Source organism: Sanguibacter sp. A247 (assembly GCF_052324925.1).
Classification (GTDB): domain Bacteria; phylum Actinomycetota; class Actinomycetes; order Actinomycetales; family Cellulomonadaceae; genus Flavimobilis.
Genome location: NZ_JBQPRE010000004.1, coordinates 52,007 through 78,862, shown reverse-complemented (window position 1 = coordinate 78,862; position 26,856 = coordinate 52,007). Strand labels below are relative to the sequence as shown.

Annotated in this window: 24 protein-coding genes; 7 read left to right on the top strand and 17 right to left on the bottom strand. The window is 72.4% G+C overall.

Annotated features, from left to right (window positions below; genetic code table 11):
• The first annotated feature begins 7 nt into the window (after positions 1–7).
• From cydD to ACTVCO_RS10515, 3 genes are read left to right on the top strand one after another with little or no spacing between them, the layout of a single operon-like run.
• Positions 8–1,747 (top strand): thiol reductant ABC exporter subunit CydD, encoded by a 1,740-nt coding sequence (cydD, locus tag ACTVCO_RS10525; RefSeq protein WP_443728382.1) that lies wholly within the window; start codon positions 8–10, stop codon positions 1,745–1,747.
• On the top strand, positions 1,747–3,717 hold the full coding sequence (cydC, locus tag ACTVCO_RS10520) for a thiol reductant ABC exporter subunit CydC (RefSeq protein WP_443728381.1): 1,971 nt from the start codon (positions 1,747–1,749) through the stop codon (positions 3,715–3,717). Before cydD ends, cydC begins: the two co-directional genes overlap by 1 nt.
• Positions 3,714–5,453, top strand: a complete 1,740-nt coding sequence (locus ACTVCO_RS10515; protein ID WP_443728380.1) for a GAF domain-containing sensor histidine kinase — start codon at positions 3,714–3,716, stop codon at positions 5,451–5,453. The genes cydC and ACTVCO_RS10515 overlap by 4 nt, the downstream gene beginning before the upstream one ends.
• Before the next feature lie 15 nt (positions 5,454–5,468).
• Here the strand turns inward: ACTVCO_RS10515 and ACTVCO_RS10510 are convergent, their stop codons facing one another.
• The 11 genes from ACTVCO_RS10510 to ACTVCO_RS10460 all read right to left on the bottom strand — a co-directional run bounded on the left by ACTVCO_RS10510 (position 5,469) and on the right by ACTVCO_RS10460 (position 17,310).
• The gene (locus ACTVCO_RS10510; RefSeq protein WP_443728379.1) at positions 5,469–7,130 is read right to left on the bottom strand and encodes a methyl-accepting chemotaxis protein; all 1,662 of its coding nucleotides are present in this window, start codon (positions 7,128–7,130) and stop codon (positions 5,469–5,471) included.
• A gap of 151 nt (positions 7,131–7,281) precedes the next feature.
• Complete coding sequence (locus tag ACTVCO_RS10505; RefSeq protein ID WP_443728378.1) at positions 7,282–8,649, bottom strand: dipeptidase; 1,368 nt, start codon at positions 8,647–8,649, stop codon at positions 7,282–7,284.
• Positions 8,649–9,323 carry a response regulator gene (locus tag ACTVCO_RS10500; protein ID WP_443728377.1) on the bottom strand — a complete coding sequence of 225 codons (675 nt, stop codon included), beginning with the start codon at positions 9,321–9,323 and terminating at the stop codon, positions 8,649–8,651. The genes ACTVCO_RS10505 and ACTVCO_RS10500 overlap by 1 nt, the downstream gene beginning before the upstream one ends.
• A 30-nt stretch (positions 9,324–9,353) precedes the next feature.
• Positions 9,354–10,295, bottom strand: a complete 942-nt coding sequence (gene mutM / locus ACTVCO_RS10495) for a bifunctional DNA-formamidopyrimidine glycosylase/DNA-(apurinic or apyrimidinic site) lyase (protein WP_443728376.1) — start codon at positions 10,293–10,295, stop codon at positions 9,354–9,356.
• Positions 10,288–11,022 (bottom strand): ribonuclease III, encoded by a 735-nt coding sequence (gene rnc, locus ACTVCO_RS10490; protein ID WP_443728375.1) that lies wholly within the window; start codon positions 11,020–11,022, stop codon positions 10,288–10,290. Before rnc ends, mutM begins: the two co-directional genes overlap by 8 nt.
• On the bottom strand, positions 11,019–11,621 hold the full coding sequence (locus tag ACTVCO_RS10485; RefSeq protein ID WP_443728374.1) for a YceD family protein: 603 nt from the start codon (positions 11,619–11,621) through the stop codon (positions 11,019–11,021). The genes rnc and ACTVCO_RS10485 overlap by 4 nt, the downstream gene beginning before the upstream one ends.
• Before the next feature lie 58 nt (positions 11,622–11,679).
• Complete coding sequence (locus tag ACTVCO_RS10480) at positions 11,680–12,189, bottom strand: ATP synthase F0 subunit B (protein ID WP_443728373.1); 510 nt, start codon at positions 12,187–12,189, stop codon at positions 11,680–11,682.
• Positions 12,186–12,725, bottom strand: a complete 540-nt coding sequence (coaD, locus tag ACTVCO_RS10475; protein ID WP_443728372.1) for a pantetheine-phosphate adenylyltransferase — start codon at positions 12,723–12,725, stop codon at positions 12,186–12,188. Before coaD ends, ACTVCO_RS10480 begins: the two co-directional genes overlap by 4 nt.
• 29 nt (positions 12,726–12,754) lie before the next feature.
• A complete protein-coding gene (gene rsmD / locus ACTVCO_RS10470; RefSeq protein ID WP_443728371.1) occupies positions 12,755–13,330 on the bottom strand; it encodes a 16S rRNA (guanine(966)-N(2))-methyltransferase RsmD in 576 nt (191 codons plus the stop codon).
• Between the two features lie 114 nt (positions 13,331–13,444).
• On the bottom strand, positions 13,445–15,712 hold the full coding sequence (locus ACTVCO_RS10465; protein ID WP_443728370.1) for an ATP-dependent DNA helicase RecG: 2,268 nt from the start codon (positions 15,710–15,712) through the stop codon (positions 13,445–13,447).
• Positions 15,709–17,310, bottom strand: coding sequence for a DAK2 domain-containing protein (locus ACTVCO_RS10460; RefSeq protein ID WP_443728369.1), 1,602 nt, complete (start codon positions 17,308–17,310; stop codon positions 15,709–15,711). The genes ACTVCO_RS10465 and ACTVCO_RS10460 overlap by 4 nt, the downstream gene beginning before the upstream one ends.
• Positions 17,311–17,651: 341 nt before the next feature.
• Here ACTVCO_RS10460 and rpmB point away from each other — a divergent pair, with 341 nt between their 5' ends.
• Both rpmB and ACTVCO_RS10450 read left to right on the top strand, forming a co-directional pair.
• A complete protein-coding gene (gene rpmB, locus ACTVCO_RS10455; protein WP_102507850.1) occupies positions 17,652–17,843 on the top strand; it encodes a 50S ribosomal protein L28 in 192 nt (63 codons plus the stop codon).
• Between the two features lie 171 nt (positions 17,844–18,014).
• The gene (locus tag ACTVCO_RS10450; RefSeq protein ID WP_443728368.1) at positions 18,015–18,536 is read left to right on the top strand and encodes a GNAT family N-acetyltransferase; all 522 of its coding nucleotides are present in this window, start codon (positions 18,015–18,017) and stop codon (positions 18,534–18,536) included.
• A gap of 52 nt (positions 18,537–18,588) precedes the next feature.
• Here the strand turns inward: ACTVCO_RS10450 and ACTVCO_RS10445 are convergent, their stop codons facing one another.
• Complete coding sequence (locus ACTVCO_RS10445) at positions 18,589–19,665, bottom strand: thiamine-phosphate kinase (RefSeq protein ID WP_443728475.1); 1,077 nt, start codon at positions 19,663–19,665, stop codon at positions 18,589–18,591.
• Positions 19,666–19,716: 51 nt separating this feature from the next.
• Here ACTVCO_RS10445 and ACTVCO_RS10440 point away from each other — a divergent pair, with 51 nt between their 5' ends.
• A complete protein-coding gene (locus ACTVCO_RS10440; RefSeq protein WP_443728367.1) occupies positions 19,717–20,238 on the top strand; it encodes a DUF3515 family protein in 522 nt (173 codons plus the stop codon).
• A 42-nt stretch (positions 20,239–20,280) separates the two neighbouring features.
• Here the strand turns inward: ACTVCO_RS10440 and ACTVCO_RS10435 are convergent, their stop codons facing one another.
• Complete coding sequence (locus ACTVCO_RS10435) at positions 20,281–21,420, bottom strand: D-alanine--D-alanine ligase family protein (RefSeq protein ID WP_443728366.1); 1,140 nt, start codon at positions 21,418–21,420, stop codon at positions 20,281–20,283.
• Between the two features lie 86 nt (positions 21,421–21,506).
• Between ACTVCO_RS10435 and ACTVCO_RS10430 the strand changes: the two genes are divergently transcribed.
• Positions 21,507–22,700 carry a trans-sulfuration enzyme family protein gene (locus ACTVCO_RS10430; protein WP_443728365.1) on the top strand — a complete coding sequence of 398 codons (1,194 nt, stop codon included), beginning with the start codon at positions 21,507–21,509 and terminating at the stop codon, positions 22,698–22,700.
• A gap of 49 nt (positions 22,701–22,749) precedes the next feature.
• On the opposite strand, the gene ACTVCO_RS10425 is transcribed toward ACTVCO_RS10430, so the two are convergent.
• From ACTVCO_RS10425 to leuD, 4 genes are all read right to left on the bottom strand, one after another.
• Positions 22,750–23,775 carry an NAD(P)H-dependent glycerol-3-phosphate dehydrogenase gene (locus tag ACTVCO_RS10425; protein ID WP_443728364.1) on the bottom strand — a complete coding sequence of 342 codons (1,026 nt, stop codon included), beginning with the start codon at positions 23,773–23,775 and terminating at the stop codon, positions 22,750–22,752.
• Positions 23,775–24,572, bottom strand: coding sequence for a lysophospholipid acyltransferase family protein (locus ACTVCO_RS10420; RefSeq protein WP_443728363.1), 798 nt, complete (start codon positions 24,570–24,572; stop codon positions 23,775–23,777). The genes ACTVCO_RS10425 and ACTVCO_RS10420 overlap by 1 nt, the downstream gene beginning before the upstream one ends.
• Positions 24,573–24,705: 133 nt before the next feature.
• Positions 24,706–26,022, bottom strand: coding sequence for a UDP-N-acetylglucosamine 1-carboxyvinyltransferase (murA, locus tag ACTVCO_RS10415; protein ID WP_443728362.1), 1,317 nt, complete (start codon positions 26,020–26,022; stop codon positions 24,706–24,708).
• Positions 26,023–26,211: 189 nt separating this feature from the next.
• On the bottom strand, positions 26,212–26,850 hold the full coding sequence (gene leuD / locus ACTVCO_RS10410) for a 3-isopropylmalate dehydratase small subunit (RefSeq protein WP_443728361.1): 639 nt from the start codon (positions 26,848–26,850) through the stop codon (positions 26,212–26,214).
• Positions 26,851–26,856 lie beyond the last annotated feature (6 nt).

The following is a 26,856-nucleotide window of genomic DNA, read 5'->3' as shown; positions in this document are numbered from 1 at the left end:
CGAGGCCGTGAAGCCCCTCGACCCGCGACTTCTCGCTCACGCGCGCGACGCCCGCGGTCACGTCCTCGTCACGGCAGCCGCGGGCATCGCCACCGCAGGGCTCGTCGTCGCACAGGCCCTGCTCCTCGCCGCGATCCTCGCTCCCGCGATCACGCACGCGCGCCCGTTGGGCGACGCACGTCGCGAGCTCGGCTGGCTCGCCAGCGTCATCGTCGTACGCATGCTCGTCGTCGGCCTGCAGGAGCGGTATGCCCACCGTGCCGCGACCCGCGTCATCGCCGACCTCCGCGGGCAGGTTGTCGACGCGGCGCTCGCGCGCGGCCCGCGCTGGCTCGCGGGCGGCGACGGCCCCGCGGTCGCGACGCTCGCGACGCGCGGGCTCGAGGACCTCGCGCCCTACTTCGTGCGATACCTGCCCCAGCTCCTGCTCGCTGCGACGCTCACCCCCGCAACGCTCGCAGTCGTGTGGTGGCACGAGTGGGTCTCGGGGGCGATCATCCTCGCGACCATCCCGCTCGTTCCCGTCTTCATGTGGCTCGTCGGCGTCATGACCCAGACGGTCGCGTCACGCCGGCTCGCGACCATGCAACGGCTCGGATCTCAGACGCTCGACCTCCTCTCGGGTCTCGGGACCCTGCGCGCCCTCGGCCGCGAGCGCGGTCCCGCAGCGCGCGTGCGGGCCCTCGGCGACGTGCACAGGCGCGCGACGATGGGGACGTTGCGCGTCGCGTTCCTCTCGGGGATGGTCCTCGAGCTGCTCACGACGCTGTGCGTCGCCCTCGTCGCGGTGACGGTCGGCATGCGCCTCGTCCACGGGTCGCTCGACCTGCAGACCGGGCTCGCGGTGCTCATCCTCGCTCCCGAGGTCTTCGGGCCACTGCGCCAGGTGGGCCTGCACTTCCACGCGTCGACCGACGGTCTGGCCGCGGCCGAGGCTGCGTTCGCGGTCATCGAGCACCCGGGGGCGCGACCGCGACCGCGCGGCAACGTCGCTCTGCCCGCCGCGTCGGCGGGCAAGCTGGCGCAGGTCGAGGTGCGCTGCGAGGGTCTCGGTGTCATCGCTCCCGGGCGCGGCCGCGTCGCACCCTCGGGCCTGACGTTCGCGGCCCGGCCGGGCGAGGTCACCGCGCTCGTCGGGGCGAACGGCTCGGGCAAGTCGACCGCGGTCCTTGCGCTGCTGGGCCTCACGCAGCCGAGCGCGGGCCACGTGAGCATCGTCGTCGACGGCACCTCCTGCGACCTCGCGGACATCGACCTCGCGACGTGGCACGCCCTCGTGTCGTGGGTGCCGCAGCGCGCCACGCTCACCCCGGGGACCATCCTCGCGGCCGTGCGCGGCGTGCGGACGACGCACGGCTCCCCCACGCCCGACGAGCTCGATGCAGCGCACGCGACGGGGCTCGATGCCGTCGTGGCGACCCTGCCGGGCGGGTGGGACGCACCCGTCGGGCAAGGTGGCACGGGGCTGAGCCTCGGCCAACGTCAGCGCGTGCACCTCACCCGCGCGCTCGTCCTGCCGCGTCCGGTCGTCATCCTCGACGAGCCCACCGCACATCTCGACGCCGTGAGCGAGGAGCACGTGCTGGCCGCGGTCGCCGAGCTGCGCGCTCAGGGCCGCACCGTCCTCGTCGTCGCGCACCGCGCGACGCTCGTCGCGGCCGCTGACTCGGTCGTCGAGGTCACGGCCGCCGACGTCACGGCCGCCGAGGTCACGGCCGCCGACGTCACGGCCCGGGAGGAGACCTGATGACTGCCACCCACCAGGCCCACGCGCCCACGTCGCCATCCGAGCCTCGTGCGCGGCGCCGCGCGCACGACCCGCGGCGCCGTGCGCACGACCCGCGGCGCCGCGCGCACGACCCGCGGCGTCGTGCGCACGATCCACTGCGCCGGGTGCTGCCGCTCCTCGAGGTCGCACCCTGGCGCGTGCTGGCCGCGGTCGGGCTCGGCTCGCTCGCCCTCGGCTCGGCGCTCGCGCTCGCCGCCGTCTCGGCGTGGCTCATCGCGCGCGCCTCGCAGATGCCACCGGTGCTCACGCTCTCGATCGCGACCGTCGGTGTCCGGGCGTTCGGGATCGGACGCGGCGTGTTCCGCTACCTCGAACGCCTGGCGTCCCACGAGGTCGCGCTGCGCGGCGTGGCCTCGCTGCGCACGAACCTCTACCGCGTCCTCGCAGCGGGCAGGCTCGACGCCGTGGCAGGCCTGAGGCGCGGCGACGTGCTGGCGCGGACGGGGCAGGATGCGGATGCGGTCGGCGACGCGGTCGTGCGGGCGCTCATCCCGGCGGGCGTCGCCGGGACGCTGAGCGTCGGTGCGGTCGTCCTCGTCGCGGCGTTCCTGCCGTCGGCCGCGCTCGTGCTCGCTGCGTGCCTGCTCGTTGCGGGCGTCGTGAGCCCGTGGCTCACGGCGCGTGCCACGCGCACGTCAGAGAGCACGACGGTCGAGGCCCACGCGCGCGTGACGGACGCAGCCCTCACCCTGCTCGACGACTCCGCGCTCCTGCGGGTCTCGGGCGCGCTCGAGGGCGAGCGCGCCCGTCTGCGCGCCGCCGACGCCGAGCTCGCCGTCGCGCGCGACCGTTCGGCCGCGCCGCTCGCCGTGGCCGCAGCGCTCGCCGACCTGGCCGTGGGCGTCGCGCTGCTCGCCGCCCTCGTCCTCGGCATTCCCGCAGTCGGTGCGGGCTCCCTCGCCGCGGTCGAGCTCGCCGTCGTCGCGCTCGTCCCTCTGGCGGCGTTCGAGGCGACGTCGCTCCTGCCCGCCGCGGCCGTGCAGCTGCACCGTTCGCGCGCAGCCGCGACGCGCATCGCCGCGCTGCTCGACGCCTGTGACCCCGACGGCGCAGTGACGGCGCACGTCCTCGGGACATCTGCCGAGTCGGATGCGACGCACGCCTCCGCCGACGACACCGTGGCGACGGCTGTCACCACCGCCTCGCCCCGCATCGTCGCGACGGACCTCTCGTGCGCGTGGCCCGGCCGCTCCCCCGTCGTCGAGGGTCTCAGCCTCGACGTGTCACCGGGCCGGACCATCGCGCTCGTCGGGCCGAGCGGGACCGGCAAGACGACCACCCTCCTCACGCTCGGCGGACTCCTCACCCCCGCGGCGGGAACCCTCGTCCACCCGGCCAGGTCGAGCGTCGTCACGGCCGAGGACGCGCACATCTTCGCGACGAGCATCCTCGAGAACCTCCGCGTCGGCCGCGGCACGGTCACCGACGACGAGGCGACCGACGCCCTCCGCCTGCTCGGCCTCAGCGACTGGCTCGATGCTCTTCCCGACGGGCTCGCCACGAGGCTCGGACCGGCCGGCGCAACCGTCTCGGGAGGCGAACGGCGCCGGCTCCTGCTCGCCCGTGCGGTTCTCTCCCCCGCCCCGCTCCTGCTCGTCGACGAACCCGCCGAGCACGTCGACCCGGCGTCAGCCGACGCGCTGGTCACCGGTGTGCTGCCCAGGCTCGCGGCGGCAGGCCGCGGAATCGTCATCGCCACCCACCGCCTCGCGCCGCTCGCAGCAGTCGACGAGGTCGTCGTCCTCGCTCACGACGACGACGCCGGGGCGACGGACCTCACGTCTGCGGGCGTCGCGACCGCGCCCAGCACGACGGACGGCCAGCGACGCCCCGCCCGCGTCGTCGCGCGTGGCACGCACGCGTTTCTCCTCGACCACCTGCCCGCGTACCGTACGGCGTGGGCCCTCGAACGCAGGCAAGGCTCATGAGACCGATCGATGGGGAGGCGCACATGGCCGTCCACAGGCCGCACGACATCGACGACGAGGTCCTCGGAGCAGTTCTGGGACTGGCCGCCGACCTCGAGCTTCCCGTCGTCCTGCAGAACTTTGTCGAGACGTGCGCACGGCTCACCGACTCCCCGTACGCGGCGATCAACTCCTTCGCACCCACGGGCTCATCGATGCTGTTCGTCCAGGTCGGGGTCGACGAGCGCACGGCCGAGAACCTGCCCCACCCTCCCGGCAACCACGGGGTGCTCCGGAACATCCCCGATCGCGGCACGCTCGTCCTGTTCGACCTCATGAAGGACCCGGCCTTCGAGGGCTTCCCGCCCGGGCACCCGCCCATGCATCAGTTCCTCGGCACGACGATCCGTGTGCGCGACAAGGTCTTCGGCCACCTCTACCTCGCCGAGAAGCCCGGCGGCTTCAACCGGCGCGACGCCTACATCGTCGAGGCGCTCGCCGCCGCCGCCGGGGTCGCGATCCAGAACGCCCAGCTCTACGAGCTTGCGGCCCGGCGCGAACGCTGGCTACGCGCGGGGCAGGAGCTGACGACCCTCTTGCTCTCGGGAGAGAAGGACGAAGAGGAGATCCTCCAGGAGATCGTCTCGACCTCCCGCTACATCGCCGATGCCGACACGGCCGCGCTCATCCTGCCGGGCGTCGGGCGCCGGTTGTTCATCGAGTTCGCTGAAGGGTGGTCGGACGAGGACATCCTCGGCGTCGAGGTGCCGCCCGACGGCGTCGCGGGGACCGCGCTCGCCTCGGGGTGGGGCGTCCTGCTCGACCTGGCGACCGCGCCCGGCATCCGCGTTCCCGAGATGCGGCGGTTCGGCCCCGCGCTGTACGCACCGATGGGTACGCCCGACGACCCCGTCGGCGTGCTCGTCCTGCTGCGCAAGCCCGGGCGGGAGCCGTTCGACGAGACGGACCTCGCGACGGCCGAGACCTTCGCGGGCCAGGCCGCGATCGCCATGATCCTTGCCGCAGCCCGCCAGTCCCAGGCCGCCGCTGAGCTCGCGGGCGAACGCGACCGCATCGCACGCGACCTCCATGATCTGGCGATCCAGCAGCTCTTCGCGACGGGCATGCAGCTCGAGACCGTGCGTCGCAGGGCAGCCCGAGGCGTCGATGCGACCGAGCTCGTGAGCATCGTCGAGGAGGCGCTCGACAACGTCGACTCGACCGTCAAGCAGATCCGCGCGATCGTGCACGCCCTCCGCGACCCCGACGCCGCGACGGGCCTCGTCGAGCGCCTGCGTCGCGAGGCGAGCCTCGCGCGCACCGGCCTGTCCTTCGCGCCCTCCCTCGTCATCACGATCGACGGGCACGTGCTCGGCTCAGAGTCCCGCGGCGAGCAGTCGCTCGCCGACGACGAGACGGTCGTCGACGACTTCGTGGCCGACGGCCTCGCCGACGACGTCGTCGCAGTCGTGCGCGAGGGGCTTGCGAACGCAGCCCGGCACGCACATGCATCGTCGGTCCAGGTCACTGTCGCCATCAGCTCGGTCTCGGCCGATATGCTGCCGGGCATCGCGGGCGGCGGCGAGGTCCTCGTCGAGGTGCGCGACGACGGGGTCGGGCTCGACCAGGTCTCGGGACGCCGCTCCGGGACGGGGAATCTTGCGTCGCGTGCCAGGCAGCACGGAGGCGACTTCACGCTCACGCCCAACCCTGAGGGTCAGGGCACGCTCGTGCGTTGGTCGGTTCCGCTCACGTAGCCGTTCGGCCGGGGCTCAGAACGAGAACTGCTCGAGCCTCGACTTCAGGTCGGTCGCGAGGCGCGCGAGCTCGACGGTGGATGTGCCCATCCCGGTGACGGTGCTGCTCGACTCCGCTGCCGCCCCGGCGACTGCCGTGATGCTGCTCGCGATCTCGGTCACGCCCGCCGCAGCCTCGGCGACCGAGCGGCTCATCTCACTCGTCGTCGCGGTCTGCTCCTCGACGGCCGAGGCGATGGTCGCCTGGAAGTCGTTGATGCTGCCCACGATCTCGACGATCTGGGTGATGGCCGCGACCGCGTCGTCCGTGTCGGACTGGATCGCCTCGACGCGGTGAACGATGTCCTCCGTCGCACGCGCGGTCTCCTGCGCGAGCTCCTTCACCTCACCGGCGACGACCGCGAAGCCCTTGCCCGCCTCACCGGCCCGGGCGGCCTCGATCGTGGCGTTGAGCGCGAGGAGGTTGGTCTGCTCGGCGATCGAGGTGATCGAGCGCACGACCGTGCTGATCTCGCGGCTCGACGCGCCGAGCCTGGTGACGGTCTCCCGGGTCGCGCCGGCGACCTCGGTCGCCTGCGCCGCAACCGACGCAGCCTGCGCGGCGTTGCGCGCAATCTCGCGGATGGACGCGCCCATCTCGTCGGCTCCGGCAGCCGTCGTCGCGACGTTGGCCGACACCTGCTCGGCAGCAGCGGCCACGGATGCGGCCTGCGTCGACATGTCGTCGGCTCCGCGCACGACGTGGGTCCCCGCGGTGCCGAGCTCGTTCGCGGCGATCGCCACCGTGCCCGTCGTGGCGTTGACGCCGGAGAGGATGTCGATGAGGGAGGTCCGTGCGACGTTGAGGTGCGTGGAGGTCGCGCCGAGCTCGTCGTCGGAGACGACCTCGGCCGCAACCGTGAGGTCGCCCTCAGCCATGGCGTCGATCGATCGCTGGAGGGCTGCGACGGCCCGCAGGATCTTGCGGACGATGGCGCCTGTCAGGACGAGCAGGAGGAGCACGACGCCGCCGACGATGCCGGCCACAGCCCACGTCGTGGTCATCGCCAGCCTGTCGGCCTTCGCCGCCGTCTCGGCCATGCCGCCGTTGACGTCCTCCCAGACGACGTCGAGCGCGTCGAGGTAGGCGTTGAGGAGAGGCTCGAACGTCCCGGAACGGACGGTGGTGTACTCGCTTGACCCAATCTCGAGCGCGGCGGGCAGGACGACGCCGTCGCGGGCGTCGACGAATGCCGCACGGGCGTCGACGACGGCATCCCACGACCCGCCTCCTGCTGCGACGTAGGCGTCACCGAAGCGTTGGGTGACGTCAGCGACCTCGACCTCGTTCGCGACGAGCTCGGCATGCCACCGCTCCTTCTCCGTCACGGTTGAGGCAGCAGCAGTCTCAGCGAGAAACACTCTGCTCTCGTACTGCTCGTCGTAGAGCTCCTCGAGTGGCTGGCTCAGGGTGACGTTGTCGGAGTTGATCGCACTCGCCGCGGCCGCGAGCTGGGACATGAGCACGATCGCGAGACCGCCCACGATGATGGCGCCTGCGGCGCCGAGCCAGGCGATCCCGAAGAGCCGAGCCCGCACGGTCGCACGTCGTCGCGCGCGACCTCGCGCCTCGCGGGACGAAGCCGCCGGGGACGCGGACGGGGAGGAGGCCTGGGTGGGAAGGACGGTGGCTGCCATGCAGGTTCGTGCTCCTCGGGGCGAAACGGGTGTCCGGCGAACACCGGCACGTCCGTCACGATCGTCGGAGCTGGGGCGCGTATGAGAGTCGTCACACGTGACTCCCGCCACGGCGAGCGGAGCCGCTGCGCCGGACGCCCGCCCGTCGGCGTCAGGCTGTCAGACGGAGGAGGAAGAGCGCTTCGCCGAGGGCGAGCGCCTCGATCTCAGCGGGGTCGACCGACTCGTTGGGCGCATGGATGAGGCTTGCGGGCTCTTCGCAGCCCATGAGCACGATCTCTGCGCCAGGGTTGACCTGCTGGAGCACCGTGCACAACGGAATCGAACCGCCCTGCCCGCTCGTCACGGTCGCCTCGGTCCCGTAGGCGTCGGCAAGCGCCTGCGAGAGGACGGCAAAGCCGTGCCCGTCGGTGCGCGCGAGGAAAGGCGCCCCGGGCACGTCGCGGACGACGCTCAGGTGCGCCCCCCACGGCACGTGCCGCTCGAGGTGTGCGACGAGAAGATCCTGGACGGTGGCCGGGTCCATGCCCGGGGGCACCCGCAGGTTGAGGCGCGCACGCGCCGAGGCCTGGACCGCGTTGACCGCGTTCGCGACGCTGGGTACGTCGATGCCTGTGATCGTGAGCGCGGGGCGCGCCCACAGGGCATCGGCCACCGTCCCTGTTCCGGTGATCTCGACGCCGTCGAGGATCGCGGCGTCGGACCGGAAGGTTGCGGTGTCGTAGGGCGCACCGTCCCACGTGCCCGACGCGTCCAGGCCGTCGACCGTGACGACACCGTCGCCGTCGCGCAGGGTCGCGAGAAGCGCGACGAGCGCCGCGACGGGATCGGGTGCGGCCCCGCCGTAAGCGCCTGAGTGGAGGGGCCCGGCGAGCGTGCGGATCTCGACCTCGACGTCCGCCGTGCCGCGCAACGACACCGTGAGGGTCGGCTGGCCGGCGGCGACGTTGCCGGCGTCGGCGACGAGGATGACGTCGGCCGGGTGGTCGCCAGGGTGGGCTAGGAGGTAGTGCTCGAGGCCGCCCGTGCCCTGCTCCTCGGAGCCTTCGACGACGACGCGGATGCCGACGGGGAGCGGGCGACCCGTGCTCGCCGACCAGTCGCGCAGTGCGCGCAGGGCCGTGAGGTGGGCGACGATGTTGCCCTTGCAGTCGGCCGAGCCGCGACCGTACAGGCGGCCGTCGCGCTCCGTGAGCTCGAACGGCGGGGTCGTCCATGCGGCGTCGTCGAGCGGAGGCTGAACGTCGTAGTGGGCGTAGAGCAGAACCGTGGGCGCGCCCTCAGGGCCGGGAAGATGCCCGATCACCGCGTCGGTCCCGTCGGGCGTCGCAACGAGCGTGCAGGGCACGCCCGCCTCGGTGAAGAGGTCGCGCGTGAGCTCGGCAGCCTCGACGAGACGCTCGTGCGGGACGAGCGCGGAGTCAGCGACGGACGGGATGGCGACGAGCTCTGCGAGCTCGGCGAGAGCGCGGGGCATGAGCTCCGCAACGGTTGAGCGAAGCCCGGCGACGTCGATCATTAGTGCTTGTCCGTCGCCGCCCACTCGCGGTTCTTGCGACCAGCCGCCCAGGCGGCGACCTGCGTGCGACGCTGCAGGCTCATCTTCGCGAGGAGCGACGTGATGTGGTTCTTCACCGTCTTCTCGGCAACCGAGAGCCGCTCGGCGATCTCGCGGTTCGAGAGACCCTCACCGATGAGGTCGACGACGCGCAGCTCGGACGGCGTGAGGTCCGCGGTCGGGTCCTCGTGCTCGGCGCGACGGCGGGTCACGGTGCGCTCGTCGAGGAGCACGCGCCCGGCGGCCACGGCGTGGATGACGTCGGAGATCTCCGCGCCGCGCACGCTCTTGAGCAGGTAGGCGGCTGCGCCGGCCTCGAGGGCCTCAGCGAGCGCGCGGTCGTCGTCGAACGACGTGAGGATGATCGCGCGCGCCTCGGAACCGCTCGCGCGCAGCTTCGTGATGAGGTCGATGCCCGTGCCATCGGGAAGCTGCAGGTCGACGAGGATCACCTGGGGGCGCACGAGAGCCGCGCGGCGCTCGCCCTCAGCGACCGACCCGGCCTCGGCGACGACGCTCAGGCCGTCAGACCTGTCGACGACCTCGGCGATGCCGCGGCGGACGACCTCGTGGTCGTCGACGATCATGACGGTGATGGGCTCACCGGAGCCGTCAGTGGAGTTCGTCGCTCGCATAGGACCATCGTACCCAGCGACCCAGCGTGTTCACGACGTATCCCGCGCGCGCCTGGGCTGCGCGCTGCTCGGGGAACGCCTGCGCTGGCAACGAGGGCAGAAGAACGAGGACCGGTTGGTGAAGGCCTCCCGTCGTAACGGCGTGCCACACCGTGCGCACGGCTCCCCCTCCCGTCCGTACGCGGCCAGGCCGCGCGCGAAGTACCCCGACTCGCCGTTGACGTTGACGTAGAGCGCGTCGAAGCTCGTGCCACCCACCGCGAGCGCTTCGGTCATGACGTCGCGCGCCGCGGTGAACAGGTCGACGAGCCGCGCCTCGCTCACGGCGGACGCTGGCGAGGCGTAGTGGACGCGCGCACGCCACAGAGCCTCGTCGGCGTAGATGTTGCCGACGCCTGAGACGAAGGCCTGGTCGAGCAGCAGCCGCTTGATCGCCGTGCGGCGCACGCGCGCGGCCCGCGCGAGGCCGCGCACATCGACGGCTGGGTCGAGCAGGTCACGTGCGACGTGCGCGACGGGTGCGGGGACGAGCGGAGCAGGCGATCCCCGACCGCCGGGGAGGCCGTCGGGCGTCGGGACGAGCTCGGTCACGGCGAGGTAGCCGAACATCCGTTGGTCGACGAAGTCGAGCACACGCTCGGTGTCGCCCGCGCGCAGGGTGAGCCGGGCGCGCAGGTGCCGGCGCTCGGGGGGCTCGTCGGCGACGAGCAGCTGACCCGACATGCCCAGGTGGGCGAGGAGCGCCTCACCCGTCGGGCCGTGCGCGTCGGACAGCGGGAGCCACAGGAACTTGCCCCGCCTCACCGCAGCCGCAAGGCTCAGGCCCGCGAGCCGCCCGACGAGGTCGAGGCCGCCGCCGTCGTGGCGGCGCACGCTCTGGTGCGCGAACACCTCCGCGCGGGCGACCGCGAAGCCGACGACGTGACGGTCAAGACCGTCACGGACCGTCTCGACCTCGGGGAGCTCAGGCACCCGCGACGGGCTCAGGCGCGTCGTCGGGGCGCTGCGACTCGATCCAGCGGTAGGCCTCTTCGGCAGCGATCTGCTCGGCGTGCTTCTTCGCGGTGCCCCGGCCCGAACCACGCACGACGCCAGCAAGGACGACACGCGAGGTGAACACGCGTGCATGGTCGGGACCCTCGAACTCCGACTCGTAGCGGGGCGCTCCCAGGCCCGCCTCGGCCGAGGCCTCCTGAAGGCTGGTCTTCCAGTCGAGGCCCGCGCCCAGCCCGGCGGCCGCGTCGAGGAGCGGGTCGACGAGCGAATGGACGAAGCGCCTCGTGCGCTCGAGACCGTGCGTGAGGTAGACCGCGCCGATGATCGCCTCGACCGTGTCGGAGAGGATCGAGTCCTTCTCGCGGCCACCCGTGCGCCGCTCACCCTTGCCGAGCAGGATGTACCCGCCGAGGTCGAGGGCGCGCGCAACCTCAGCGAGCGCGCGCTGCGACACGGTCGCCGACCGCATCTTCGCGAGCTCGCCCTCGGGCTGCGTGCTGTGACGCCGGAAGAGCGACTCGGTGACGACGAGGCCGAGCACGGAGTCGCCGAGGAACTCGAGCCGCTCGTTCGTCGGAATGCCGCCCGCCTCGTGAGCGAAGCTGCGGTGGGTGAGCGCGAGGACGAGCAGCTCGGGATCCACGTCGACCCCGAGCCTGTCGAGAAGCTCAGCGGGCACGACGGCGATCTCCGCGGCGCTCATCGCGAGCCTCCGTCTGCGGCGGCGTCGGCATCACCGCCGGAGAGGGAGGTGAGGGCCTTCCACCGGGGGTCGAGGATCTCGTGGGCGTGCTCAGCGTTCTCGGGCTCGTTGAGGTCCGCACCGCACTCCGAGCACAGGCCCTTGCAGCCCGGCCGGCACAGGGGCGAGAAGGGCAGCGACATGACGATGGCGTCGCGCAGCGGCGGCTCAAGGTCGATGAGCTCGTCGACAACGAGGTAGACCTCGTCGGGGCTCTCCTCCTCGTCCTGCTCCTCGGCGGCCGCGGCCGCACGCTCGGGGTAGACGAAGAGCTCGGCGACGTCGACGTCGACGTCGATCTCGAGCTCGGTGAGGCACCGTGCGCACTCGCCGATCGCGTCTGCCGTGACGAGTCCGGAGACGTAGACGCCTTCCATGACCGACTCGAGGCGCAGGTCGAGGTGGACGGACGACCCCTGGGGCACCGTGACGATGTCGGTTCCGAACCCTGCCGGAGCTTCGAGCGTCGACTCGAACGTCCGCATCGAGCCCGGCGAACGACCCAGATCGTTCACGTCAAGGACAAACGGGTCGCGAGGGTCGGGAGTGCGGTGGTCCACGGTCGGTGCCTGCTGTTCTCCGTGCCACGCGCTGGATCGGCGCGGCGGTCCTCCGATGTTAGTCGCTCGTGGACGACGCACCGTCATCAAGACGGTCAGCCAGCTTCGCCCGGCCCGCCTGAACCTGCTGGACGAGCTTGCCGAGGTCGATCTCGAACTCTGCCAGACGCCGGTCGCAGTAGTCGTCAGCGTCACGTCGCAACGCGTCTGCCTGCGCGTGCGCATCCTCGACGATCCGTGCGGCCTCCGCACGCGCCTGCACGACGACCTGCTCCTCGGCGACGAGCTGCGCCGCCCGCGTCCGCGCCGTCGCGATGACGCGTTCGGACTGCTCCTCGGCCTCTGCGAGCACCCGGTCGGCGTCCGAGAGGACCTCGTCGGCCCGGTCCAGCTGCGCAGGCATGGCCGCACGCAGGTCGTCGACGAGCGCGAGCGCGTCGGCCCGGTTGACGAGAACCGATGCTGACATCGGCATGGCGCGCGCGTGCGTGACGAGCGCGTCGAGCTCGTCGACGAGGGCGGGCAGGGTCGGCGGCTCGGCGTCGATGGGGTTGTGGTGCTCGGTCATCGAGGCTCCTCGGCTGGGCGGTCAGGACGGGGTGGGGCGGCCGGCGCAGCCGCGCGTGCATGGCGTGCGAGCGCCTCACGGACGATGTCGCCGACGCCCGGCGGAACCAGGTCGTCGATCTGCCCGCCGTAGCGCGCGACGTCCTTGACGAGCGACGACGCGACGTGCGCGAGCGCCCCGTCGCCCACGACGAAGACGGTCTCGACGCCCGCGAGGTGACGGTTCATGAGCGCCATGGGGACCTCGGCGTCGTAGTCCGCTCCGCCGCGCAGCCCCTTGATGACAGCGGTCGCGCCGTGCTCACGGCAGAAGTCGACGAGCAGGCCGGGCACGGCCTCGACCCGAACGCCGTCGAGGCCGGAAACCGCCGCGCGTGCGACCTCGAGGCGTTCGTCGAGCGTGAGGAGCGTCGCCTTCGAGGAGTTGCGGGCAACGCCGACGATGACCTCGGGGACGAGGCGTCGAGCGCGGCGGACGACGTCGAGGTGTCCGAGCGTGAAGGGGTCGAACGAACCCGGGCAGACTGCGATGGTCACGTCTCCACGCTAGTCCATGCGTACGAAGATCAGGCGGGTGCGTCCTCGGCGTCAGGGCCGCCGTACCAGACGCTCGTCTCGCCGTAGTCCTTGTGCGCGATCTCGCTCCACCCCGCGGGCCACGTCGGCGGGGAGGTACGGCGCGACCGCTCGACGACGACGACGGCCCCGGCCGCGAGCGCTCCGTCGAGCGCGAGCGCCTCGAGCACCGCGTCGACGGTTGCGTCGGGCACGTCGTAGGGCGGGTCCATGAAGACGAGGTCCCACGGGTGCACGGGAAGGTTCGCGACGACGCGCTCGGCGCGGTCGACGACGACCGTGACGCGGTCGGCCAGACCAGTGGCCGCCGCGTTGGCGCGGCAGATCTCGGCGGCCTGGCGCGCGGCGTCGACGAGGACGACGGCAACCGCGCCGCGGCTCGCTGCCTCGAGCCCGAGCGCGCCCGAGCCCGCGAAGAGGTCGAGCACGCGTGCGCCGTCGACGACGCCGTAGTGCTCGAGGCGCGAGAACATCGCCTCGCGCACGCGGTCGCTCGTGGGACGGGTCCCCTTGGGCGGGACCTTGAGGCTGCGTCCACCGGCGCGTCCGGCCACGATTCTCGTCACCGCACCAGCGTAGCGACGTGGTGCGGCCCAGCCGGTCCACCGAGACTGGGCGGGCGACGGACGACGGTCGTGGGCGACGACGCCACCGCGCGTGCCGACGCGACCCCCTCGTGCTCAGCCGCGGTCGAGGAACGCCGTCTCGATGCCGCGCAGCCGCGCTTCGACGGCGGCGGCGAGCGCGGGGTAGGCCGAGAGCGTCGGGTCGGACGCGACGAGCTCCGTCGCCTCGGTGCGAGCCTCGGCGATGAGGTCGGCGTCCTTGACGACGCGCAGGAGGCGGAGCGAGCTGGCGCCGCCCGACTGCGCCGCACCGAGCACGTCACCCTCGCGGCGCACCGAGAGGTCGAGCAGGGCGAGCTCGAAGCCGTCGGTCGTTCCGGCGAGGTGCGTGAGTCGTTCGGCAGCGTCCGAACCGTCGGCTGCGTGCGTGACGAGGAAGCAGGTCCCGGGCAGGACGCCACGGCCGACGCGGCCGCGGAGCTGGTGAAGCTGGGAGATCCCGAAGACGTCGGCATCGAGGATGACGATGACGGTCGCGAGTGGGACGTCGACCCCGACCTCGATGACGGTCGTCGAGACGAGGATCTGCGTGCGGCCCTCGAGGAACGCGGCCATGGCGCGGTCGCGGTCCTCGGAGGCCATGCGACCGTGCAGCGAGCCGATCGCGGCGCCGCCGAGCTCGGGCATGGACTCGAGCTCGCGCACGACGTCCTCGACCGCGCGGCGCGCGGGCGGCGCGGTCGTCCCGGGAGCACGGGCGCCGGGGCCAGCGCCACCTGCTCCTGCCTCGGCGTCGAGCTGCGCGGCAAGGTCGTCGAAGAGGTCGGCACCGTCGGCCGACGCGTCGTCGCCCGTGATCCGGGGGCACACGACGAAGACGCGCTCACCGGCATCCACGTGTTCGCGGACGCGCTGCCACACGCGCTGCACCCACGCGGGGCGATCGGCCCAGACGACGTGCGTCGAGACACCGGCGCGCCCGACGGGCATGTCCGTGAGGGTCGAGACCTCGAGGTCGCCGAAGACGGTCATCGCGACGGTGCGCGGGATGGGGGTCGCGGTCATGACGAGCATGTGCGGGACGTCGTCGCCGCGCGTGCGCAGCGCGTCACGCTGCTCGACACCGAAGCGATGTTGCTCGTCGACGACGACGAGGCCGAGATCGGCGAACTGCACGCGGTCGGAGAGCAGGGCGTGGGTCCCGACGATGATGCCTGCGCGACCGCTCGCCGCGTCGAGCAGGGCGCCACGGGTCGCGGCGGCGCCGAGCGATCCCGTGAGGAGCGCGACGCGCGTCGCTCGCTCGTCACCGCCGAGCAGCACGGGCTCGGCGAGCGGGCCGAGCAGCGCCGTGAGGGTGCGGTGGTGCTGCTGCGCGAGCACCTCCGTCGGCGCGAGGAGCACGGCCTGCCCGCCTGCGTCGACGACCTGGAGCATGGCGCGCAGCGCGACGAGGGTCTTTCCGGACCCGACGTCGCCCTGCAGGAGCCGTTGCATCGGGTGGGCGCGGGCGAGGTCCGCCGCGATCTCTTCGCCGACCGCCGCCTGGCCCGCGGTGAGGTCGAACGGCAGTCGCGTGTCGAGGTCAGCGAGAAGCGAGGGACCCTCGGTGCGGGGCCGTGGCACAGCGGACTGCACGAGCGCCGCGTGACGGCGCCGGGCGAGCTCGGTCTGCAGGACGAGCGCTTCCTCGAAACGAAGCGTGCGGTGCGCCCGGTAGGCGTCGGCGACGGTTGCGGGCGTGTGGACCGCTCGGATCGCGTCGGGCAGCGACATGAGCCCCCTGCGTGCGCGCATCTCGAGAGGCGCGGGCTCGGGCAGATCATCGTCGAGCGCGGGCAGGACCGCGCGCACCGCACGTGAGGTCTTCCACGACGGCATCTGTGCGGTCGCCGGGTAGATCGGGGTCGGCGGCATGGTGTCGAGGCCCTCGGGGTCGTCGATCACCTCGTAGTCCGGGTGGGTGAGCTGCAGGGTGCCGCGGTACTCGCTCACGGTTCCGGAGAACTGCGCGAGCCGGCCCGGCACGAGCCGCGCCTCGTGCGTGCGCAGCGCGCCCGCGTGCCGCGCGAAGAACGACAGGTCGAGGCGGTCGGTGCCGTCGGTGACGACGACGTTGAGGATCGCGCCCGACCTCGCCCGCATGGTGCGGACCGTGGCCCGCTCCACCTGGGCGACGACCGTGACGTGCGCACCGACCTCGAGGTCGCCGATCTCTGTGCGCTCCCCTGGCTCGACGTAGCGACGCGGGTAGTGCCGCAGCAGGTCGCCGACGGTTGCGAGGCCGAGCGTCGCGAGGCCCTTGGCTGTCGGTGCGCCCAGCACTCGTTCGAGGGGCGCGTCGAGGCCTGATGCGTCGGCGGGAACTGCGAGGTCGCTCACAGGAGCCCCACTCGGAGCACGGCGTCGTCGCGTCCCGAGGGGAGCTCGACGACCTCGCAGCCGAACGCGTCGTCGAGCAGGCTCCGGCACTCGGCGAGGGCTGCAGCAGGAACGGCGCCGCCCGCGAGCACCATGGCGAGCCCGGCCCCGTCCGGGGTCCCCAGGCTCGCGAGAGCGTCGGGAACCGACTCCGTGCGGACGTCGAGGCTGCACCAGCGCAGCGCCGCGATGGCCGCGCGCATGGCCTCGAGCGCACGAGCCTCGTCACCGTTGCGCCCGAGAGACTCCTCGCGCGCCGTGAGGGCCGCGACGACGTGAAGGTCGTCGGGCACGACGATCGCCTCGACCGTGACCGACGGCATGCGGTGGAGCGTCCGGCGCAGCGTCGCGACCGAGTCCGACCGGAGGACGGTGACGACGTGGGCGCGCCCCGTGTCCTCAAGGACGCGGACGAGCTCCGACGGCGTCCACGGCCGGTCGGTGCGGGCGAGGACGACGGCACCCGTGCTCGCCGCGTCGGCGAGCAGCCCGGGGCTGCGCACACCTGCGACGACGCCGACGGGGCCGGGGGGCACGACGAGCGAGCGCACGCACACCTGACGCAGGCCTGCGCCGTCGGCCGCGGCGAGCGCCTCGGCGGGAGCGTCGGTGTGGACGTGTGCCTGCCAGACGCCCTCGCCTCCGACGACGACGACGGACTCGCCGACGGCCCGCAGCCGTGCGCGCAGGCCGTCGGCGATGTCGCCTCCGTCCGCGTCGGCCTCGACGACGTACATGACCTCGAACGCGCCGTCGGGCTCCCCCGCGGCTACGCCGTGTCCGGGGTGCGGCTCGCTGTGCCGCCGCGCCCCTCCGGACGCGGCCAGGTCGACGGGAAGGTCGACGGGGAACGCGTGGGTCGAGCACTCCGTGGCCGGGCCGGTCATGGCGGCGAGCGGCGACGGGGCGTCGGGCACGGTCAGAGCGTCGTGCAGGGCCGCGAGCACGAGCGTGAACCCGAAGGCCCCCGCGTCGAGGACGCCGTGGCGGGCGAGGATGTCGAGCTCGTCGGGAGAGCCGAGGACCGCCAGCCGCGCGCCCGCGACGGCCGCGTGCATGACCTCGACGACGTCCGCACCCGCGCGGGCCGTGCCCGCGGCGGCCTCGGCTGCGGCATCAGCGGCCGTGAGGATCGTTCCGGGAGCCGGTCGCGCCACCGCGGCACGCGCCGCGTGCGCTCCCGCCCCCAGCGCAGCCGCGAGCACCGAGCCCTCGTCGTCCCGGCGACCAGCCGCACCGGGCTGCGCCGGCCTGGACCGCCGTTCGTCGACGCCGACCGCAAGCCCGCGGAGGAACTCCGAGAGGATGATCCCGGAGTTGCCGCGCGCCGCGAGGAGCGCCCCGCGCGCGAGGTCGGCGAGGGCACCCGCCGTGTCCTCCTCGCCGTCGTCGATCGCACGACGCGCAGCGACGAGGGTGAGGAGCATGTTCGTTCCCGTGTCCGAGTCCGCCACGGGAAAGACGTTCGCGGCGTCGATCTGCTCGCGCGCGCGCTCGAGGGCACCGACCGCACGTTCAGCCCAGCCCCGGACCACCTCGGCGGTGAAGCGTGGATCCACGGGGCGTTCTCCTCGGTGCTCGGGGCGGGCGGCGTCACGTGCCACGATGCTCACGTGACCTTCGGTGCGGCGGGTGCGTCGGTCAGGTCGCGTCCACGGTACGCGGCGGCACCGACAACCGGCGAGACGCACGCCACAGGACGTGTCGGCGTTCGTGTTTGGGCCTGACGCCAGCGATCAGGTACGCTGTTCAGGTTGCCCGGGACGACCCGGGCTCGGTGGTGTGATCGACACCGGCCCACGCACCTCACGTCTGTGAGGGGGTCATGTCCTGGTCCACCTCGACTTCAGACTCGGCCGCGTTCGCGCGGCACGCACGATCGACTATTTCAGGAGAGACAGTGGCCGCCAACTGCGACGTCTGCGCCAAGGGTCCGAGCTTCGGGCACTCCATCTCGCACTCGCACGTGCGCACCAAGCGCCGCTGGAACCCGAACATCCAGCGTATCCGTGCGATCGTCAACGGCACGCCCAAGCGCGTGAACGTGTGCACCTCATGCCTCAAGGCCGGCAAGGTTCAGCGCCCCGCCTGATCCTCGGCACCTAGAGAGCCCGCATCCCTCACGGATGCGGGCTCTTGTGCGTGTGCGCACAGACGGATGACGTCGAAGTTTGACGGACAACGCACCACCGCGTGGTGAACGGGGCGTCGACTTTGCCGCCGTGCGGTAGACCCATGACTGTTCCAGTGGCAGTCTTGACACATGGTGGAGGAGACGAACGCACTGACGATCCGAACCGCGACCCTCGACGACGCGCCAGCGGTGGCGCACGTCCATGTCGCGTCGTGGCGCGGCGCCTACGCGGGCATCGTCCCGGACGAGGTCCTCGCCACCCTCGATATCGACGCTCGCGAACAAGGCTGGCAGTCGCACCTCACCAACCCCGAGGTCCACACATGGGTCGCCGAGGCCGCAGGACGTGCGATCGGCTTCGCCACGCTGGGCCCGTCCCGCGACGAGGACGCCGAGGACGGTGACCGCGAGCTCTACGCGATCTACCTCTCCCCCGAGTCCTGGGGCACGGGCGCTGCGCGCGAGCTCATGCGTACCCTCCTCGCCGAAGTCCCCGCGGGTGTCAGACTCTCGCTGTGGGTCTTCGCCGACAACGAGCGTGCACGCCACTTCTACCGCCGTCACGGCCTCGCACCCGACGGCGTCGAGCGGCTCGAGGACTTCGGTGGAACCCACCTCACCGAGGTGCGCTACGTCCGCGCTGGCAGCTGACGTCGCTGTCACCGGTGCGCGTGAACGTCCGAGGCACCGACGAGGCGTCGGCTCAGTCGCGCCCGGGTGCGAAGTGATCCCATCCGCCACCGGCTGAGACCGTGCGGCCCGCGACCGTCACCGCCGCGCTGCTGCTCGTCCGGCCGTTCTGCCGAACATCGGCGCCCGCCGAGTCGACCTCACGGGCTTCGACCCGACCGATCACCCTGAAGCCTTCCGGCAGGTCGACGTCGGGCGGGAACGTCGCAAGCATCCCGTGGTCCTCCCCTCCCGTGAGCACCCAGGTCGCGGCCTCCACGTCGAGCGCCCGCGCGATCGGCGCGAGCAGGGCGAGCTCGTCGGCAAACACGTCAACCGGGTCCTCGAGCGCGAGCCGCACTCCACTCGCTTCTGCGAGGCGCCCCGCGTCGCGCACGAGCCCGTCCGAGACGTCGAGCATGGCCGTCGCCCCCGCGATCGCAGCGGCACGCCCCGCCGCGACCGGCGGGCTGGGTGCGCGGAAGGCCGCGAGAACCGTTGCACCGACCGGCCCGGGATCCTCCGCGACGGCTCCCCCCTGCGCGCCTTGGCGCGAGAGCAGCGCAAGGCCCGCCGCGGACCGTCCGCGTACGCCCGCGTGCGCGACGACGTCCCCCGGCCGCGCCCCCGAGCGCAGCACGGGCGCACGCCCCTCAAGATCACCCAGGACAGTGACCGCGATGACGACCTGAGCCCCGCTCGCCAGGTCCCCGCCGACGACGCCCGCGCCCCACTCTCGGCACCCGTCGTCGAGCCCGCGGGCCAGGTCCTCGACCCACGCCACGGGGAGCGCCCGTGGGAGGACGAGCGAGACGACCAGGCCCGTGGGCACAGCGCCGATCGCGGCGGCGTCGGCCAGGTTCTGGGCCGCCGCACGCCTTCCGACGTCCTGCGCGCTCGACCACTCACGGCGGAAGTGGACGTCCTCGACAAGGACGTCCGTGCTCACGACGACGCGCGCGTCCGGAGCCGCAAGAACCGCGCAGTCGTCCCCCGGCCCCACGAGCATCGCGGCGGGAGCTGTGAGGAGCGGGACGAAGCGAGCGAGGAGCGCGGACTCGGAGAGGTCCCCGACAAGCTCCGGGGTGTCGGGCAGCGGCGAGGGCACCATCTGAGAAGTCACGCGCCCAACCTAACCGTGCGGGACGGGTAGCGTGGTGCCGTGCCCCTCGTCGTCCCCTTCGCGTCCCACCCCTCGGCTGCGGGCGCCTCCCGTGCGCGCCGTGCCCGCACGCTGCGCGCTGTCGTCGCCGCGGGGGCGCTCGCCCTTCCGCTCGCAGCCTGCACACCGGCGATCTCGCTCACGGCCGGCCCGCACGCGACGGATCCCGTGTGCGCGTCGATCGTGCTCGCGGTGCCCGACACGCTCGGCGCGCTCCCGAAGATCACGGCGTCCGCCCAGGCCGCCGCGGCGTGGGGCACGACCGCGTCGGCCGTGACGTTGCGGTGCGGTGTGGAGCCTCCCGGGCCGACGACCACGCAGTGCCAGGCGATCGTCGACGCGACGGGTGCGAGCGTCGACTGGATCGTCGTCGAGGAGCCCGTGACGGGCGACTGGGTCTTCACGACGTACGGCCGCGTCCCAGCGGTCGAGGTGCGCATCCCCGCGGGGACGTCGGGCGCTGCTGTCGTCGACCTCAACCGTGCGGTCTCCGCCGCACCGCAGACGCGTCACTGCTACTGAACGGGCGCCGCACGCGCGACGCACGCCCGGGCGCGAGATCGCTCAGCGCAGACCCGTGGGCCTCTCGAGCGCGAGCGTGAGCAGCTCGTCGATGAGCTCGGCGTAAGCGAGCCCCGACTCCTGCCACATGCGCGGGTACATCGAGATCGGCGTGAAGCCGGGCATCGTGTTGATCTCGTTGACGATGACACGCTCATCAGGCGTGACGAAGACGTCGACGCGCGAGAGCCCTTCCCCCGAGAGCGCCTCGAACGTCCGCACCGCGACGTCCTGAACGGCCGCGATGACCGACGCAGGGAGGTTCGCCGGGCACACGAGATCGACGTCGCCCTCACCGAGGTACTTCGACTCGAAGTCGTAGAAGGTGCGGTCGCTCTCGTTGACGACGACCTCGCCGGGGAGCGAGGCGCGCGGGCGCGCGCTCCCGCGACCGCCGAGGACCGCGCACTCGATCTCGCGGCCGACGATGCCCTGCTCGACGAGCACCTTGGGATCGTGCTCGCGTGCGACCGCGATCGCCGCGTCCAGGTCGTCAAGGTTGTCGATCCGCGAGATCCCGAGGCTCGAACCGGCACGCGCCGGCTTGACGAACAGCGGCAGGCCCAGCTCGTCGATGCGCTCGAGCAACGCCGCACGATCGCGTTCCCACGCCCCGGGGCGGACGACCACGTAGGGCGCGACCGCAAGCCCCTCGGACTCGAGGACGACCTTCATGTAGTGCTTGTCCATGCCGATCGCCGACGCGAGGACCCCCGCGCCGACGTAGCGGACGTCGGACATCTCAAGCATGCCCTGAAGGGTGCCGTCCTCGCCGAACGGGCCGTGGATGAGCGGCATGACGACGTCGACGTCACCGAGCGCCGTCGGGACCTCGCCGGGGGCGAGGACCTGGACCTCGCGGACGTGCGTCGCCATGGGCAGGACGACGTCCGCGTGCGAGGCCTCGACCTCGGGCAGGTGACCGTCCGTGATCTCCCACGCCGCGGGGTCGTCGGCCGCGACGACCCACTGGCCCGCGCGCGTGATGCCGACGGGGACGGGCTCCCAGCGGCGGCGGTCGATCGCACGCAGCACGCCCGCGGCGGTCGCGCACGAGATGGAGTGCTCACCCGAGCGGCCTCCGAAGAGCACCATGACGCGGGGGCGGTCACCGGGGACTGAGGTTGTACGCTGCGTGTCCATCGCGGACAAGCCTACCGTCGCGCACCCTGCTGGTACGGCCGCGGACCCGAGTCCCGCGCGCGGGACGACGGGCGTACCCTGCCGACATGACGACGCCTGCAACGCCCTCGTCCAGCGCCCCCTCGACACCTCGTGGCGCCGACCACGGCAGCGCCCTGTCCCCCGCGACCGTCGCGGTCGTCGCGGGCAGGCCCGCGCCCGTCCCGGGCGCCCCCGTCAACCCGCCGATCGTCCTGTCCTCGACGTACGTCTCGCAGGGCGTACCCGCGCCGGGAGCACCGCTGTACACGCGCATGGGCACCGAGACGTGGGAGCCATTCGAAGAAGCCGTCGCGGCCCTCGAGGGCGGACGGCACGGGGCGACGGTCTACGGCTCGGGCATGGCTGCGATCGCCGCCGTGCTGGCGCTCGTCCCGCTCGGCGGGACGATCGTCGTCCCCCGGCACGCCTACCAGGCGACGCTCGGGCTGCTCGACCAGCTGACGATCGACCGTGGGATCGAGGTGCGTCGCGTCGACATCGCGGAGACCGACGCGGTCGCCGCCGCGCTCCCGGGCGCCGACCTGCTGTGGATCGAGTCACCGACGAACCCCATGCTCGAGGTCGCAGACATCCCCGCGCTCGTCGAGGCCGCGCACGCGGCCCACGTGCTCGTCGCGGTTGACTCGACGTTCGCGACGCCGCTCGTGCAGCGTCCCTTCGAGCACGGTGCCGACATCGTCGTGCACTCAGCAACGAAGTACCTCGCGGGGCACTCCGACGTCGTCCTGGGCGTGGCGCTCGCAGCGAGCGAGCACCTCACCGACCACCTGCGCGCCTACCGGACGTCGCACGGCGCGATTGCGGGCCCGTTCGAGGTGTGGCTCGCGCTGCGCGGGCTGCGCACCCTTGCCCTGCGCGTCGAACGGGCCCAAGCCAACGCGGCGGTGCTCGCTGCGCGGCTCGCGGAGCACCCGGGCGTCCTCGAGGTCCGGCACCCGAGCCTCCCCCAGGACCCGGGCCACGACCGCGCAGCGCGGCTCATGGACGGCTTCGGGGCGATCCTCGGAGTCCGCCCGCGCGGCGGTGCGGACGCTGCGGATGCGGTCGTCGCGCGGGTCGCCCTGTGGACTCCCGCGACGAGCCTCGGCGGGGTCGAGTCGACGCTCGAGCGTCGCCGACGGTTCCCGACCGAGTCGCTCACCGTGCCCGAGGACCTGCTGCGCCTGAGCGTCGGCATCGAGAGCGTCGAGGACCTCTGGGCAGACCTCGACCACGCGCTTCGGTCCGTAGCACGCTGAGCGAGGGGCGCCTCAGCCTCAGCTGGTCGTCCGTCCGGTCGGCACGGTCCTACAGGCCCTCCGCCTTCTGCGGGCGCGCGAGCAAGGCCCGCGCCATGTCGTCGACCGCGAGCCCTTCGTAGAGGACGGCTGCGACGGCCTGCGTGATCGGCATGTCGACGCCGAGCGCGCGCGCGAGCTCGAGCACCGAGCGGGAGGACTTCACGCCCTCCGCCGTGCCGCCGGTCGCCGCGATCGCCTCCTCGAGCGTGAGGCCCTCGCCGATGTGCTTGCCGAGCGTGTGGTTGCGTGAGAGCGGCGAGGCGCACGTTGCCATGAGGTCGCCCATGCCCGCGAGGCCGGGGAAGGTCTCGGCGTTCGCACCGAGGGCGAGGCCCAGGCGCGTGATCTCGACGAGGCCGCGCGTGATGACGGTGGCCGTCGTGTTGAGGCCGAAGCCCCTGCCCTGGGCGATTCCGACGGCGATCGCGATGACGTTCTTCACGGCGCCGCAGAGCTCGACGCCGACGACGTCGGCGTTCGTGTAGGGCCGGAAGTAGGCGTTCGTGCACGCGCGCGCCACGAGGGCGGTCGCATCCGCGTCCGTCCCCGCGACGACGGTTGCCGTCGGCTGCTTCTCGGCGATCTCCCGTGCGAGGTTCGGGCCCGAGACGACGACGACCCGTCGTGCCGACATGCCCAGTGCCTCGGCGACGACCTCGCTCATCCGACGGTCGGTGTCGAGCTCGACGCCCTTCATGAGGGACACCGCGACCGCGTCAGCGGGCACGTGCGACCGCAAGGCCTCGAGCGTTGCGCGAGCCGACTGCGACGGGATCGCGACGACGACGAGGTCGGCGTGGTCGAGCGCCTCCGCCGCGTCGGTCGTTGCCGTGATCTGGGGCGGAAGTGACACACCCGGGAGGTTGCGCGAGTTGCGGTGGTCGGTCGTGATCTGCGTGCAGACCTCGGCCGAGCGGCCCCACATGCGGACCTCGCAGCCGGCGTCGGCCATGACGATCGCGAAGGTCGTCCCCCAGGCACCCGTCCCGAGGACCGTTGCGCGCAAGGGCCGCTGCTCGGTCGGCGTCGACATCAGGCGTCGTCCCCTGCCTCGGGAGCGGCCTCGGGAGCGGCTTCGGGAGCGGCCCCGGACGCGCCATCGGCGCTGTCCTGCGCGCGTCGTACCGACCTCATGTCGTAGCGCACCGCAGGAGGCTCCTGCCCACGGATCTCGGCGAGGAGCCCTGTGATCGCGTCCATGACGCGCTCGGTCGCCTCACGCAGCGTCGCGGAGTCGAGCGGGCGGTCGTAGAGGTCGTCGAGCGCGACGGGCGGGCCCGCGTGAACCGAGACGTGCTTGCGGGGGAACGGTCGAAAGCGCCGCGAGTAGCGCGGCAGGATGTCCTGCATCCCCCACTGCGCGACCGGGATGACGGGTACCTTGGCCTCGAGGGCCAGACGCGCGACGCCAGTCTTCGCGGTCATCGGCCACAGGTCCGGGTCCCGCGTGAGCGTGCCCTCGGGGAAGACCGCGACGCAGCGACCGTCCCGCAGCGCGTCGATGCCCGGGGCGAGCGCGTTGACCGCGAGCGTCGAGTTGCGCTGCACCGGGATCTGCTCGGTCGCGCGCAGGACCGCGCCCAGGAGCGGAACCTTGAACAGTGACGCCTTCGCCAGGACCCGCGGCGCGTAGCCGGCGTCGTAGACGTAGTGAGCGAACGTCAACGGGTCGATGTTCGTCATGTGGTTGCCCGCGATGACGAAGCCTCCCTCGGCAGGCAGATGCTCCATCCCCTGCCAGTCGCGGATGGTCATCGACCGCAAGAGGGGGCGGATGATCCGCGCGATGCTGCGGTAGGCGCGATTGGCGCTGGCTGGATGCTTCGACACGGAACGACATCTTACCGGCGCCTGACGTGATCGACCCCGGCCGGGCAGGTGCCACGACCGGGGTCGACGTCGCACGCTCGCACGGACGCGTGGCGCGTGGCGCGTGCGGCGTAGCGCGTGCGGCGTAGCGCGCTCAGGGACGGACGAAGTTCGCGCCCAGAGCCGTGAGCTTCTCGGCGAAGTTCTCGTAGCCGCGGTCGATGAGACCGATGCCGTGCACCGTCGATGTGCCCGTGGCGGTCAGCGCCGCGATGAGGTGGGAGAACCCACCGCGAAGGTCGGGAACCGTGATCTCGGCGGCCTCGAGCGGCGTCGGGCCCGAGATGACGGCCGAGTGGTGGAAGTTGCGCTGGCCGAAGCGGCACTCGAGGCCGCCCAGGCACTCCCGGTACACCTGGATAGTCGCTCCCATACCACGCAGCGCCTCGGTGAAGCCGAAGCGGTTCTCGTAGACCGTCTCGTGGACGATCGAGATGCCCGTGGCCTGCGTGAGCGCGACGACGAGCGGCTGCTGCCAGTCCGTCATGAAGCCCGGGTGCACGTCGGTCTCGAGGACGATCGACCTGAGCTCACCACCGGGGTGGTAGAAGCGGATGCCGTTGTCCTCGACCTCGAACTCGCCGCCGACCTTACGGAAGGTGTTGAGGAACGCGATCATCTCCGGCTGCGTCGCACCTTCGACGAAGATGTCGCCGCGCGTTGCGAGCGCGGCGGATGCCCACGACGCCGCCTCGATGCGGTCGCCGAGCGCGGTGTGCCGGAAGCCGCCGAGGCGCTTGACGCCCTCGATGCGGATCACGCGGTCGGTGTCGACCGAGATGATCGCGCCCATCTTCTGCAGGACGTTGATGAGGTCCATGATCTCAGGCTCGATGGCCGCGTTCGCGAGCTCGGTGACGCCCTCGGCGCGCACGGCCGTGAGCAGCAGCTGCTCAGTGGCGCCGACCGACGGGTACGGGAGCGCGATCTTCGTGCCGCGCAGGCCGTTGGGTGCCGTGAGGTGGATGCCCTGAGGCCGCTTGTCCACGACCGCGCCGAACTGGCGCAGGATGTCGAGGTGGTAGTTGATCGGGCGGTCACCGATGTGGCAGCCGCCGAGGTCGGGAATGAAGGCCTCGCCGAGGCGGTGCAGGAGCGGGCCGCACAGGAGGATCGGGATGCGGCTCGACCCTGCGTGCGCGTCGATGTCGGCGACGTGCGCCGAGTCGACGGCCGTCGAGTCCATGCGCAGCACGCCACCCTCGCGGTCGTGGTCGACGACGACACCGTGAAGCTCGAGCAGACCCTTGACGATCTCGACGTCGCGGATGAGCGGGACGTTGCGCAGCTCGCTCGGTCCGTCCCCGAGAAGCGAGGCGACCATCGCCTTGGAGACGAAGTTCTTGGCGCCCCGCACCTTGATCGTTCCGTTGAGCGGGGTTCCGCCAGTGACGTGGATGAGATCGGTCATGGGTCTATCGTCGCCTATCGCTGAGAGCCGGTGGGCCGAAAGAGTCGGGCACGGTGTGAGGACTTCGTGGGGGCACCCCACGGGCGCACGACGCCCTGGGTCGAACGACGTGCAGGGCACGCGGTATTCCCACGACGACGCCGGGGGTGCCGCTCGTGCGGCACCCCCGGCGTCGCGGGGCACTGTGACTCAGGCGCTCGGGCGCGCGGCGACGATCTCCTGCTTGGGAAGGTGCTTCGCCGGGAGCGTGCGCGGGCGCCAGCCCTCGCGACGCGCTTCGAACGCGGTGATCTCGTCCTCGTGCTGGAGGGTCAGGCCGATGTCGTCGAGGCCCTCGATGAGGCGCCAGCGCGTGTAGTCGTCGACGTGGATCTGCACGGTGACGTCCCCGGCCGACGCGGTGCGACCGACGAGGTCGACCGTCACCTCGGTGCCGGGCTCGTTCTCGAGGATCTTCCACAGCAGCTCGATGTCTTCCTGGGCGACCTGCGCGGCGAGCAGGCCCTGCTTGCCGGAGTTGCCGCGGAAGATGTCGGCGAAGCGGGAGGCGAGGACGGCCTTGAAGCCGTAGTCCTTGAGCGCCCAGACGGCGTGCTCGCGGGACGAGCCCGTGCCGAAGTCGGGCCCAGCCACGAGCACGGAGCCCGCGGTGTACGCGGGCTGGTTGAGCACGAAGGACTCGTCGCCGCGCCAGGCGGCGAAGAGCGCGTCCTCGAAGCCCGTGCGGGTGACGCGCTTGAGGTAGACGGCCGGGATGATCTGGTCGGTGTCGACGTTGCTGCGACGCAGCGGGACGCCAACCCCGGTGTGGGTGGTGAACTTCTCCATGACGAG